This window comes from Pseudomonas sp. 05N432 (assembly GCF_056396945.1).
On sequence record NZ_JBFTMM010000020.1, the window covers coordinates 115,563 to 128,295 of the forward strand.

At 58.3% G+C, this 12,733-nt stretch carries 12 protein-coding genes and 4 tRNA genes; 5 read left to right on the top strand and 11 right to left on the bottom strand.

Going from position 1 to position 12,733, the window contains the following annotated elements; genetic code table 11:
• Positions 1–152: 152 nt before the first annotated feature.
• The 5 genes from AC1DHT_RS23595 to AC1DHT_RS23615 all read right to left on the bottom strand — a co-directional run bounded on the left by AC1DHT_RS23595 (position 153) and on the right by AC1DHT_RS23615 (position 2,842).
• Positions 153–554: an SEL1-like repeat protein gene (locus AC1DHT_RS23595; RefSeq protein ID WP_054593529.1), complete on the bottom strand. Its 402-nt coding sequence runs from the start codon at positions 552–554 to the stop codon at positions 153–155.
• Positions 555–926 (bottom strand): hypothetical protein, encoded by a 372-nt coding sequence (locus tag AC1DHT_RS23600; RefSeq protein ID WP_019693066.1) that lies wholly within the window; start codon positions 924–926, stop codon positions 555–557.
• Positions 923–1,264, bottom strand: a complete 342-nt coding sequence (locus AC1DHT_RS23605; RefSeq protein ID WP_054598159.1) for a helix-turn-helix domain-containing protein — start codon at positions 1,262–1,264, stop codon at positions 923–925. Before AC1DHT_RS23605 ends, AC1DHT_RS23600 begins: the two co-directional genes overlap by 4 nt.
• A 115-nt stretch (positions 1,265–1,379) precedes the next feature.
• On the bottom strand, positions 1,380–1,835 hold the full coding sequence (locus AC1DHT_RS23610) for a YkvA family protein (RefSeq protein WP_427530416.1): 456 nt from the start codon (positions 1,833–1,835) through the stop codon (positions 1,380–1,382).
• A 293-nt stretch (positions 1,836–2,128) separates the two neighbouring features.
• Positions 2,129–2,842, bottom strand: a complete 714-nt coding sequence (locus tag AC1DHT_RS23615) for an FKBP-type peptidyl-prolyl cis-trans isomerase (RefSeq protein WP_427530414.1) — start codon at positions 2,840–2,842, stop codon at positions 2,129–2,131.
• A gap of 270 nt (positions 2,843–3,112) precedes the next feature.
• On the opposite strand from AC1DHT_RS23615, the gene AC1DHT_RS23620 reads away from it, so the two are divergent.
• Positions 3,113–4,921, top strand: a complete 1,809-nt coding sequence (locus AC1DHT_RS23620; RefSeq protein WP_427541585.1) for a di-heme-cytochrome C peroxidase — start codon at positions 3,113–3,115, stop codon at positions 4,919–4,921.
• 28 nt (positions 4,922–4,949) lie between these two features.
• Entirely contained in the window at positions 4,950–6,086 is a 1,137-nt protein-coding gene (locus AC1DHT_RS23625; protein WP_427541588.1) for a catalase family protein, read from the top strand.
• A 140-nt stretch (positions 6,087–6,226) separates the two neighbouring features.
• On the opposite strand, the gene AC1DHT_RS23630 is transcribed toward AC1DHT_RS23625, so the two are convergent.
• The 4 genes from AC1DHT_RS23630 to AC1DHT_RS23645 all read right to left on the bottom strand — a co-directional run bounded on the left by AC1DHT_RS23630 (position 6,227) and on the right by AC1DHT_RS23645 (position 6,756).
• Positions 6,227–6,303: transfer RNA gene (locus AC1DHT_RS23630), tRNA-Asp, on the bottom strand.
• Positions 6,304–6,322: 19 nt separating this feature from the next.
• Positions 6,323–6,398, bottom strand: a tRNA-Val gene (locus AC1DHT_RS23635).
• 186 nt (positions 6,399–6,584) lie between these two features.
• Positions 6,585–6,661, bottom strand: a tRNA-Asp gene (locus AC1DHT_RS23640).
• A 19-nt stretch (positions 6,662–6,680) separates the two neighbouring features.
• A tRNA-Val gene (locus AC1DHT_RS23645) sits at positions 6,681–6,756 on the bottom strand.
• A 160-nt stretch (positions 6,757–6,916) separates the two neighbouring features.
• Here AC1DHT_RS23645 and rdgC point away from each other — a divergent pair.
• From rdgC to sugE, 3 genes are all read left to right on the top strand, one after another.
• A complete protein-coding gene (gene rdgC, locus AC1DHT_RS23650) occupies positions 6,917–7,837 on the top strand; it encodes a recombination-associated protein RdgC (protein WP_095147961.1) in 921 nt (306 codons plus the stop codon).
• A gap of 145 nt (positions 7,838–7,982) precedes the next feature.
• A complete protein-coding gene (locus AC1DHT_RS23655; RefSeq protein WP_427546031.1) occupies positions 7,983–8,948 on the top strand; it encodes a bile acid:sodium symporter family protein in 966 nt (321 codons plus the stop codon).
• A 118-nt stretch (positions 8,949–9,066) separates the two neighbouring features.
• Positions 9,067–9,381 carry a quaternary ammonium compound efflux SMR transporter SugE gene (sugE, locus tag AC1DHT_RS23660; RefSeq protein ID WP_123580246.1) on the top strand — a complete coding sequence of 105 codons (315 nt, stop codon included), beginning with the start codon at positions 9,067–9,069 and terminating at the stop codon, positions 9,379–9,381.
• 121 nt (positions 9,382–9,502) lie between these two features.
• Here sugE and AC1DHT_RS23665 read toward each other — a convergent pair whose 3' ends face one another.
• Together AC1DHT_RS23665 and AC1DHT_RS23670 are read right to left on the bottom strand one after the other, a co-directional pair.
• Positions 9,503–11,377, bottom strand: coding sequence for an MFS transporter (locus AC1DHT_RS23665; protein ID WP_427546029.1), 1,875 nt, complete (start codon positions 11,375–11,377; stop codon positions 9,503–9,505).
• Between the two features lie 84 nt (positions 11,378–11,461).
• Positions 11,462–12,613 carry a TDT family transporter gene (locus AC1DHT_RS23670; protein WP_427546027.1) on the bottom strand — a complete coding sequence of 384 codons (1,152 nt, stop codon included), beginning with the start codon at positions 12,611–12,613 and terminating at the stop codon, positions 11,462–11,464.
• Between the last annotated feature and the right edge of the window lie 120 nt (positions 12,614–12,733).

Sequence of the window (12,733 nt, forward strand, 5' to 3'; positions counted from 1 at the left end):
GGATGATGTAGGGCATTTCGTTAAAGCGAAGGGAATGGCTCAATCAAGCAGAACGGGCACTGCTTGATGGGCGATTACTTTATAAACGCCTGTAGGAAAGTGGCTTATCCAAGATCGCCGGCAAACCGGATCAGCCAGTGCGAGAGTGGCCGTCAAGCATCACGCGACGCCAGTTCCTTGAGCTTGATCTCGGCCAGCGGATGTCCGGCCTTGGCCGCCATCTGCCACCAGCGCGCCGCCTCGGCAGCGTCAGGGGCCTTGCTCGGTGTTCCGGCAAGGCTGATCACGCCGACCTGATAGGCCGCTTTTGCGTCCCCCGCCAATGCGGCAAGGCGCAACAAACGTACGCCCTCTTCACGGGCACCGAGACCCTGGCCACGGAACGTCAGGATGTGGCCATAGAAGCTTTGCGCACCGACATCACCGAGATTCGCCATGCGCGCGAACTGACCTTCAAGCCAGCTCCAGCCACGTGGCTGGCGGACAAACCATGACCAATGAAACAGCCTGCGTGCCAGCCAGTAACTGGCACGGGCCTTGAGTCGCCAGAGCATTCAGGCCTCCGCAGATTCGGGGTATTCGTACTCAAATACCCGCACCACTTCCGAGGCATGCCAGGACGCGGCAGCCACGCCATCGGAAGGCCCGGAGAAACGCCCCAGCCGCTCGACGCATTCGAAGAACCCGGTGCGCGGCAGACGGCTGGCGCCCTGGCTGATGACCAGCGAACTGCGCAGCGGCTGCTCGGCCCGTGCATCCAGCGCCGCCAGGTGCTCAAGCGCGGCAGTCAGGGTTTGCATGGCCGGGCTCGGCAACTGCAAACGCTCAAGCAAAGCGCGATAAGTCAGAAGATGCCGCTGACGACGGGCCTGATCCAGCTCGCCGATTAAACCGTCCCAATGTTGACGACTGATGCGTACGCTCACGATTCATCCCTCCATCCCGGCACCGTCAGTTCCCAGGCCAGGCTGCGGCGAATCGCTGCGTCAGGTTGACGCTCGCCACTTTCGATCAAGGCCAGGTAAGACGGGCTGATGCCTACCGTGCGGGCCAGCGCCTCAATGGCGATGCCCTTCCCTTCGCGCAAACTGCGTAGTTGATCCAGACCTGGAAGAACCTGGTCTGCTGTGGCCGCGTGACGGACTGTCGCTTCACGCGGTGGTTGTTCAGTGACGCCTGCTGCTTTCAATAACGCTTGATACTGAGCCCACGTTAGAACCGCATATTCGGGTTCGCCATCACGTGCAATTATCTGAATATCCATGACTACCCCGTAGGACAACAACACTTAGCGAGTCAGCACTTTTCCTTAGAAGTGTAATCCTAACAGCCGATAAGGTCGCGAGGGGCGATCAATCTGTGGATGAACCTGATTCAACTCAGGTTTTTTTCGGGCCTTGCAGTTGTAATTGCTCCGGCGTATCAGGCAAGCGCTCCACGACCGCGAGCTTTTCCGGCTGCTGACGGTCGCGCCAGGCACGGAAAGCATTCAGTTCGTCATCAAGGGTTTTCATTACCCAGGCCAGTACGGCGATGTCATCGAGCATGCCAAATACCGGGATGAAATCCGGGATCGCGTCGAGCGGGCTGAGGAAGTACATCAGCCCCGCCACCACTGTCAGCATCGATTTGCGACTGATGTCCCGATACTCACCGCGCCAGTACGCCAGGCACAATGCCTGCAGTAATCGCAGGTCGTCTTTAAGCTTGCCCAAACGATTACCCTGGCTCGCCCCTTTTCTGGCTACGGCAAACAACAGGGCCGGTAATCGCCCACGACTGAGCAACCTTCCCGCCAAAGGTAGAAATCGAGCGAAGTTCCAAGGTGCTTTCATCATTTCTCCCGCTGAAATGTTATCCACACAAATTGTGGATAACCTTGTGAACAGAGCCGCTTTTCACGCCTGAAGGCCACGTCCTACAAGGGCTAAGCTCAGATCGGGCGTTTTTTACTCACATAAAAAAACCCAATATTTCATTGACTTGGCAACCTACTGCGTTTAGCTGTGGCACCCTCAATGCTGTGACTCCACTCCACCGCGTCCGTTCGCTTGAATTGTCGACCACTGAACGCCAGATGCAACAACGCCCCGCATGAACGGGGCGTTGTTTTTATAGCAGACGCTGATTACTTGGCGGCGTCTTGTTTTGCCGGATCTTTGATCGCCAGCAGTTCCAGGTCGAATACCAGCACCGAATTGGCCGGGATTGCCGGGCTAGGGCTTTGTGCGCCGTAGGCCAGATCGCTAGGGATGTACAGTTTGTACTTCTCGCCAACATGCATCAGCTGCAGACCTTCGACCCAACCCGGGATCACGCCGCTAACCGGCAGATCGATCGGGCTGCCGCGCTCGACGGAACTGTCGAATACGGTGCCGTTGGTCAGCTTGCCAGTGTAGTGAACAGTCACTACGTCAGTCGGCTTAGGCTGTGGGCCATCGGCTTTCTTGACCACTTCGTACTGCAGACCCGAAGCAGTAGTAACGACACCCGGCTTCTTCGCGTTGTCTTCGAGGAATTTCTTGCCGGCAGCTGCCGACTCTTCGCTCATCTTGGCCAGACGCTCTTCAGCGCGCTTTTGCAGCGCAGCGAAAGCTTCGACCAGTTCGTCATCCTTCAGTTTCTGTTCTTTCTTGCCAACGGCATCTTCGATGCCTTGGGCCACGGCTTTGGAATCCAGGTCATCCATGCCTTCCTGAGCCAGGCTCTTGCCCATGTTCAGGCCAATACCGTAGGAAGCTTTTTGCGCCGGGGTTTTCAGCTCGACGCTGGACTGCGAGTCACAACCCGCAAGTACCAGGCTAACCAGGGCCACCGCCGCCGCCAACCGATGCTGTTTCATGCTATTTCCTTGTTCATGCGCCTAAAGGGCAATCGAATAAAGCCGCGAGCTTATCAGGCCGCCACGACCAATGGCTACCGGCATGAGAGCAGGAAAGCTCCGATAAGTTCAGGTCTTTTAATGCATTTTGCGAGTGCTGGTCATGAAGCTTCTGTCAGCTTCTTCTCAGTGCAATAAACGCCGGTTCCTACAGCGTCTGGCGTAATGGCCACTTGCCGCGTACTCGGAGCTAAGGCATAACAAGGCTATAAATCGACAAGGATGTTTAAAGTGCGCCTCTTGATCCGTGTGCTGTTACTGATAATCACCCTGCTGGTAGTCGCTCTGGCGGTGGTCCTGTATTACGTCGCCAACCCGAAGCTGCCGGCCTATACGCCGGTCGAGCAGGTGAACTACCTCGAGCAGTGGGACGCCGCCGACCGCCAGACCTACTACTTCACGCCGCAGGGTACGCAGGTCAAAGGCCTGCGCTACAACTGGTTCACAGCACTTGAACTGCCGTTCTCGGAGCAACGCTTTGCCGCGCCGGAATACCTGGCGCGTTTTGGTTTTCTGGTGGATCCCGCCCAGAAAGCCACGCCGAACAACCCCGGCAACCTGCCCGTCGGCTTCGCCCGTCATCAGAACCCTGGCAGTAAAGAAGAGTTTCTGGATGTTACCTGCGCCGCCTGCCATACCGGCGAGCTGCGCTTTAAAGGCCAGGCAATACGCATCGACGGTGGCTCGGCGCAGCACGTATTGCCTTCCAGTGTCCCCACTCTGCGCGGCGGCAGTTTCGGTCAGGCATTGGTCGCAAGTCTCGCCTCGACCTACTACAACCCCTGGAAATTCGAACGCTTCGCACGCAACGTGCTGGGTCAGGACTATGACGCCCAGCACTCACAACTGCGCCAGGACTTCAAAACGTCGCTGGATACCTTCCTGCGCGCTGCCTGGAATGACACCCACCGCGGCCTCTACCCCACCGAAGAAGGCCCGGGCCGTACCGACGCTTTCGGCCGTATTGCCAATGCCACTTTCGGCGACGCCATTTCGCCGAACAACTACCGAGTAGCCAACGCGCCCGTGGACTACCCGCAGCTGTGGGATATCTGGAGTTTTGATTGGGTGCAATGGAACGGCTCAGCCCAGCAACCCATGGCGCGCAACATCGGCGAAGCCCTGGGCGTCGGTGCGACGCTGAACTTCTTCGATGCCGCCGGCCAGCCGCTCAAGGGCGATGATCGCTACCCCTCCAGCGTGCGAGTACGTGACCTGCAACTGATCGAAGAAACCCTGAAGCGACTCAAACCTCCGGCCTGGCCCGAAGCATTGCTCGGCAGCATCGACAAACCGCTGGCCGCCAAGGGCCGCACGTTGTTCGCCGAGAACTGCGCCGGTTGCCATGTACCGAACGTGACGGTGACCAATGGTCGGCCTGAACAGAAACTGAAAATGCTACCGGTGGACGTCATAGGCACCGACCCGGGGGCCGCCAACAACATCGCCGACCACCGTTTCGACCTGAGCGCGCTCAAATGGGACCTGGCCGAACTGGCGAAACTGGACGTCAAACTGCACCCGACGCCTGCCGGACCGCTGGACCTGAACAAACTCTCGGTTGCCAAAGGACTGGCCTACGTAACAGCCTTCGTCGAAAACCGCGCTTACCGTGACGCCAATGTCACAACTGAAGAGCGCCCCGCCATGGATGGATTCGGGCTGCCGATTGGCGTTCGTGAACTACGCGCCTACAAGGCACGACCGCTGGCGGGCGTCTGGGCGACGCCACCGTTTCTGCATAACGGTTCGGTACCGAATATCTACCTACTGCTCTCGCCGCAAGATGAGCGCGCAACCACCTTCTATAAAGGCACGTTCGAATACGACCCGCAGCACCTGGGTTATCGCACTGAAGCCTTCAGCAACGGTTTCGAGTTCGACACGCGAATCACCGGCAACCACAACGGCGGTCACGAATTTCGTGCAGGCGAACGGGGCAACGGGGTCATCGGCCGTCTGCTGCAACCACAAGAGCGCTGGGCGCTACTGGAATACCTGAAGGTGCTCGGCGGTCCTTTGGAATCGCAATTGCCATGACCATCACCGCAGCAAAAAGGATTCGCGCATGTTGATCACTCTTTGGCTGCGCATTGGCGTACTACTAGGCAAAGCCCTGCTGCTTCTGTTGGGACTCGGCTTGCTGGGCTGGGCAGTGGCGACGGGCTGGTTCGCCTGGCATCACAGCGGCCCGGTCTCTGCCAACGAGCGCATTCCGGCCGGTGAAGCAGCAATGACCCAGGAGATCATCCAGACCGCCGTGCACATCGTCGACCAGCACCGCGAAAACACTCGCTTCCTGCGCGATGCCCACGCCAAGGCGCATGGCTGCGTAAAGGCCGAGGTTCAAGTGCTGGCCGACCTGGCGCCTGAACTGCGTCAAGGGGTCTTTAGCGAAGCCGGCAAGACCTGGCAAGCCATCTTGCGACTGTCCAACGGTAACGCCTATCCGCAATTCGACAGCGTCCGCGATGCCCGAGGCATGGCGATCAAATTGCTTGATGTACCGGGAACGCAGCTACTCAAGGATCAGCAGAGCCGCAGCGAGCAGGACTTCGTGATGTTCAGCCATCCGAACTTCTTCGTCAGCAATGTCGCCGAGTACCGTCAGAACGTCGCAGCCCAGGCGGATGGCAAACAGGTCATGGCGTTCTTTCCGAGTTGGGATCCGCGCAGCTGGCAGGTTCGTCACCTGTTTATTGCCTTGGCGACGCTGGCGCCAGCACCGGCCAGCCCGACCCAGACCACTTATTTTTCCGTCTCGCCGTATAAATTCGGTACGGCCAACGCCAAGTTTCGCGTCGCGCCAGACCCCGACAGCTGCCCCAACTACACCCTGCCTGCGCAAAATCAAGCGCTGCCAAACTATTTGCGCAGCGCACTGAATCAGCAGCTGTCGACGGATCGTGTGCCCGCGTGTTTTGTCTTGCAGATCCAGCGCCAGGACCCGACCAGGTACATGCCGATCGAAGACACCAGCATCGAATGGCGTGAAAGCGATGCGCCGTTTGAAACCGTGGCGCGGATTCAGATACCCGCCCAGGACTTCGACACGCCAGCGCTGAACCTCCGATGCGATAACCAGTCCTTCAACCCCTGGTTTGGTCTGGAAGCCCACCGCCCTATCGGCGGTATCAATCGGCTACGCAAAGCGGTGTACGAAGCGGTCAGTGATTACCGGCACGCGCGCAATGCCGAGCAGTAGTAACCCATAAACGAAAAAAGCGACCAAGGGTCGCTTTTTTATCGGGGACTATGACTTGATAAAACCCCAGACAGCAAAAAGCCCGCATTAAGCGGGCTTTCTGTGGTGACCTGGCGTTCAGTGTTCCAGGTTACCGAATATGGCGCAGCGGACGGGACTCGAACCCGCGACCCCCGGCGTGACAGGCCGGTATTCTAACCGACTGAACTACCGCTGCGCGTAGCGTTGAAAGTAAGTGGTGGGTGATGACGGGATCGAACCGCCGACATTCTGCTTGTAAGGCAGACGCTCTCCCAGCTGAGCTAATCACCCTTTACCTTCGTTGCGGGGCGCATTGTGCCACAAAAATTCATAACGTGCTGATTTAATTAAGAAAAATATTAAAAAAGCTGAATTTCAATGAAACAGTGCACATCGCATGGAACTCTTACAGCAAAAAGCCCGCGTTAGCGGGCTTTCCGTGGTGACCTGGCGTTCAGTGTTCCAGGTTACCGAATATGGCGCAGCGGACGGGACTCGAACCCGCGACCCCCGGCGTGACAGGCCGGTATTCTAACCGACTGAACTACCGCTGCGCGTAACACTGAATGCGAATGGTGGGTGATGACGGGATCGAACCGCCGACATTCTGCTTGTAAGGCAGACGCTCTCCCAGCTGAGCTAATCACCCTTCACGTTCGGTGTGGCGCGCATTCTACGGAGCAGCCCCACCTCTGGCAAGCACTTTTTAAAATAATTTTTTCAGGCCTTCCAAAGGCTTAGCTGAGGGTTGGCCTATGACGCTGCGCGGAGAATAATGCCCCCCTTTGTATAAAGGAGAGACTCACCCCATGTGGTTCAAGAACCTGCTTATCTATCGCCTGACCCAAGATCTGCCTTTTGATGCTGAGGCGTTGGAAACTGCACTGGCCACCAAGCTGGCGCGCCCATGTGCAAGCCAGGAGTTGACCACCTACGGTTTCGTCGCGCCGTTTGGCAAAGGCGAAGATGCCCCTCTGGTACATGTCAGCGGAGACTTCCTGCTGATCGCCGCACGCAAGGAAGAACGCATTCTGCCAGGCAGCGTCGTGCGCGACGCAGTCAAGGAAAAGGTCGAAGAGATCGAAGCCGAGCAAATGCGCAAGGTCTATAAGAAGGAGCGTGATCAGATCAAGGATGAAATCATCCAGGCGTTCCTGCCGCGCGCCTTTATCCGTCGCTCGTCGACCTTTGCCGCCATCGCACCGAAACAGGGGCTGATCCTGGTCAACTCCGCCAGCCCGAAACGCGCCGAAGACCTGCTTTCGACGCTGCGTGAAGTAATCGGCACGCTGCCGGTACGTCCGCTGACTGTAAAAATGTCCCCGACCGCGACCATGACTGAGTGGGTCACCACCCAGAAAGCCGCTGACGACTTCTTCGTACTGGATGAGTGCGAACTGCGCGATACCCACGAAGACGGCGGCATCGTCCGTTGCAAGCGCCAAGACCTGACCAGCGAAGAAATCCAGTTGCACCTGAGCACCGGTAAAGTGGTCACTCAGCTGTCCCTGGCCTGGCAAGACAAACTGTCGTTCGTCCTCGACGACAAGATGGTGGTCAAGCGCCTGAAGTTCGAAGACCTGCTGCAGGATCAGGCAGAACAGGACGGTGGCGATGAAGCCCTCGGCCAACTGGACGCCAGCTTCACGCTGATGATGCTGACTTTCGGCGACTTCCTCCCGGCGCTGGTTGAGGCGTTGGGCGGTGAAGAGACTCCGCAAGGGATCTAAAGGCTTGTGATCTCTACTGTGGGAGCGAGCCTGCTCGCGATAGCGGAGTTTCAGTCAACATCATTGTTGAATGTCAGTCCCTCATCGCGAGCAGGCTCGCTCCCACATTGGTTTTGGGCTTCATTTAAATAACAAGGAACAGGTCATGCGTGCACTGGCAGCACTGAGTCGCTTTGTCGGCAACACTTTCGCTTACTGGGTCTTGATCTTCGCCGTGGTGGCCTTCCTGCAACCGGCGTGGTTCATCGGTTTGAAAGGTGCGATCGTGCCGTTGCTGGGGCTGGTGATGTTCGGCATGGGCCTGACCCTCAAACTTGAAGACTTCGCTGAAGTGGCCCGCCATCCGTGGCGCGTGGCACTGGGCGTGGTCGCACATTTCGTGATCATGCCCGGCGTGGCATGGTTGCTCTGCCAGGCGTTTCACCTGCCACCGGAAATCGCCGTCGGGGTGATTCTGGTCGGTTGCTGCCCAAGCGGCACCTCGTCGAACGTGATGACCTGGCTGGCCCGCGGCGACTTGGCGCTGTCGGTAGCGATTGCCGCCGTCACCACCCTGCTCGCTCCGGTGCTGACACCCGCCCTGATCTGGTTACTGGCCTCGGCCTGGTTGCCGGTCTCGTTCATGGAACTGTTCTGGTCGATCCTGCAAGTGGTGTTGCTGCCGATCGTGCTCGGCGTAGTCGCCCAGCGCCTGCTGGGAGATCGGGTGCGCCACGCGGTAGAGGTGCTGCCTCTGGTTTCAGTGGTGAGCATCGTGATCATCGTCGCCGCCGTTGTCGCGGCGAGTCAGGCAAAGATTGCCGAATCCGGCCTGCTGATCATGGCTGTGGTGATGCTGCATAACAGCTTTGGCTTCCTGCTGGGCTACTTCACCGGACGCGTGTTCAAACTGCCGCTGGCGCAACGCAAGTCCCTGGCACTGGAAGTCGGCATGCAGAACTCCGGTCTGGGCGCGGCACTGGCCAGTGCCCACTTCTCGCCACTGGCAGCGGTGCCGAGCGCGCTATTCAGCGTTTGGCACAACATTTCCGGGGCGTTGCTCTCGACGTACTTCCGTCGAATGAGCGAGAAACACGACCGCGAACTGGCCGCCCAACAAGCAACCGACTGACCCTGTAACTTGATCCTCAGGTTAATAGTGGGCACTATACTGCGCATCGCGAGGACGACCTCGCGGCTCGTTCAAGTTATTAATCTGGGGACGACCCCGTCAATCGATGGAGGTCTTCATGCCTTGGATCATTCTGTTTTTCGCTGGCCTGTTTGAAGTCGGCTGGGCCGTTGGCCTGAAATACACCGACGGCTTCAGCCGCCCTCTTCCCACCGTCCTGACTGTCGGTGCCATGGTAATCAGCCTGGGTCTGCTGGGCCTGGCCATGAAGGATCTGCCGTTGGGCACTGCCTACGCAATCTGGACTGGCGTCGGCGCCGTGGGCACGGTTATCGCAGGGATCATCCTGTTTGGTGAATCCATGGCGCTGTTCCGCCTGGCCAGCGTCGCGCTGATCATCGCCGGGTTGGTCGGGCTCAAAGTCAGTACTTAGGCCTCTACCGCCATCATCGGAACGCCGCCCGGAGCAAGCTCGCTCCCACATTGGTTCTGTGTCGTTCACAGATCAAGTGTGGGAGCGAGCCTGCTCGCGATGAGGCCGACCAAAACACCCACTATCTAACGGTGCCACGCAACTCGCCGACCAGCGCTTGCAACTGCGCAGGCTGCGCGACTTCAACCGCCACCGCCGGCCCGGCCACCAGGGTCACCCGTGACCAGAGACGGTGGAACAAGCCCTTGTTCGGATCGCGGCTGAAAAAGCTGCCCCACAACCCTTGCAAGGCCAATGGAATCACCGGCACCGGTGTCTCTTCCAGTATCCGCGTCAGCCCGCCTTTGAACTCATTGATCTCGCCATCGGCGGTCAGCTTGCCTTCGGGGAAGATGCACACCAGCTCACCATCTTTCAGGTACTGGGCGATTCGCTTGAAGGCCTTTTCGTAAATCTGGTTGTCTTCCTGGCGCCCGGCAATCGGAATGGTCCCCGCCGTACGGAAGATGAAGTTCAGCACCGGCAGGTTGTAGATCTTGTAATACATCACAAAGCGAATCGGCCGACGCACTGCGCCACCAATCAGCAAAGCGTCGACGAACGACACGTGGTTGCAGACCAGTAACGCCGCACCTTCATCAGGAATCAGCTCAAGGTTACGGTGCTGCACGCGGTACATGGAATGGCTGAGCAGCCAGATCATGAAGCGCATGCTGAATTCGGGAACGATGCTGAAGATGTAGGCGTTGACGCCAATGTTCAGCAGCGACACCACCAGGAACAGCTGGGGAATCGACAGCTTGACGATGCTCAGCAGCACAATCGAGACAATCGCCGAGACCACCATGAACAGTGCGTTGAGGATGTTGTTGGCCGCGATCACCCGCGCCCGCTCGTTTTCGGCAGTGCGCGACTGGATCAACGCGTACAGCGGCACGATGTAGAAACCACCGAAAATCCCCAGCCCGAGAATATCGAACAGCACCCACCACGTATGAGCGAAGCCAAGCACTTCGATCCAGCCATGACCTTGAACGCTTTGCGGGATACCCCCGGAGCTCCACCAGAGCAGCAAACCGAACACTGTCAGCCCAAAGGAGCCAAACGGCACCAGTCCGATCTCGATTTTGCGTCCAGAGAGTTTTTCGCAGAGCATAGATCCCAGCGCGATACCGACCGAGAACACCGTCAGAATCAGCGTCACTACGGTCTCGTCACCGTGCATCCACTCTTTGGCGTAGGCCGGGATTTGCGTCAGGTAAATCGCCCCGACAAACCAGAACCACGAGTTACCGACAATTGAGCGCGACACTGCGGGCGTTTGCCCCAGTCCCAGGCGCAGAGTCGCCCAGGACTGGCTGAAGATATTCCAGTTCAACCGCAGTTCAGGAGTGGATGCCGCGGCGCGTGGAATGCCGCGGCTGGTCAGATAGCCCAGCACCGCGACACCGATGATCGCCGTAGAGACGATCGGTGCGTAGTGACTGGACGACATCATGATCCCGGCGCCAATGGTCCCGGCCAGAATCGCCAGGAAGGTGCCCATTTCCACCAGACCGTTACCACCCACCAGCTCTTCTTCATGCAGGGCCTGCGGCAGGATCGAGTACTTCACCGGGCCGAACAGCGCCGAGTGGGTGCCCATGGCGAACAGCGCCACCAGCATCAGCGACAGGTGATCGAACAGGAACCCGACTGCGCCGACCGCCATGATCGCGATTTCACCGAGTTTGATCAGACGAATCAGCGCGTCCTTGGCGAACTTTTCACCGAACTGTCCGGCCAGCGCCGAGAACAGAAAGAACGGCAGGATGAACAGCAGCGCACACAGGTTGACCCAGATCGAACGGTCACCCTCGATGGTCAGCTTGTACAAAATGGCAAGGATCAACGACTGCTTGAAGATGTTGTCGTTGAACGCCCCGAGGGACTGCGTAACAAAAAACGGCAGAAACCGCCGCTTGCGAAGCAAGGTGAACTGCGAAGGGTGGCTCATCTTCCATGTCCCTGTGTGGCTTGGATGCTCTTATTGGAATGTCGTACCGCGATCCAGGCCACAACCTTACCTAAACTTTGCGAATTATTTCGCTAATCCGGCAATACACGGCGAAACAAACAACTCACCGCGCCAGGCGCCTTGAACGGTGCGCTTGGAGACGATCAGCCACATGATCGCCAGTGCGACCACCAAAACGCTGCCAAAGATACTGAAAAAAGTCAGGTTCAAGGTGCCTGCCAGCTTCAGCGTGGCCAGCGAATAGACGCCCAACGGGAAGGTAAAACCCCACCAGCCGAGGTTGAAGGGAATTCCACCACGCAGGTAACGCAAGGTGATCAGCACCGCCATCAACATCCACCACAAGCCGAAGCCCCACAGCGTAATGCCTGCGATCAGGCCCAGTCCGGCGGCAATTTCACCGATTCCCGGCAAACCGTTGGCGGCGAAAATAGCCGGCGCATCGCTACCCAGCAACAACATGCCCAGCGCCCCGGTACCGATCGGCCCCAGCGCCAGCCAGCTCGACGCGGCCATGTTTTCGTGGGGCAATTTGTGCAGGGCCATACGCAGCAGCAGGATGGTCAGGATGCTGAACGCCACCGGCAGCGAGAACGCCCACAGCACGTAGCTGGTCACCAGCACCACCAATTGCGAGTGGGCATCTGCCAGATGCGGCGCAAGCAAACCACCGCTCGCCGCCGCGACTTCTGCAGCCACCACCGGTAGCAGCCAGACGGCGGTCATCTGGTCGATGCTGTGCTCCTGACGGGTGAACATCATATACGGGATCAAGACGCCGCAGGCCAGCGACATGGCGACATCCAGCCACCACAGCACCTCGGCCAGGTGCACAACGCCCTCCCCCCAACGCGGCAGACCAAACAGCAGGAAGCCATTGATGATGGTCGCCAGGCCCATGGGAATGGTGCCGAAAAACATCGAAACCGTGGAGTGGCCGAAAATCCGTCGCGCTTCATCGAAGAAAAACGCCCAGCGCGCGGCGTACAACCCGCTGAACAGCAGGAACAGGAAAATATTGAACATCCACAGGCCTTCAGCGAAGGCATGCAGGCCAGGGACAGACACCGGCAATTGGGCGAGCGCCAAGGCCAGGACCCCGGTACCCATGGTCGCGGCGAACCAGTTCGGGGTGAACTGACGAATCGCTTCGCGAGGGTGCTGCAAATGGCTCAAAGGCCGGTTAGCGGTTTTGTTGCTGTTGGGGCATTGCATCGTGAACTCCTGTCCTCGAGTGAGGTAGAGCTCATGGTAGAACTGAATCGAATATCTATATAACGGGTAATTTCTCTAACTGTTATCTGTTTTACAGATATAGGTATTAAACACTGCTGC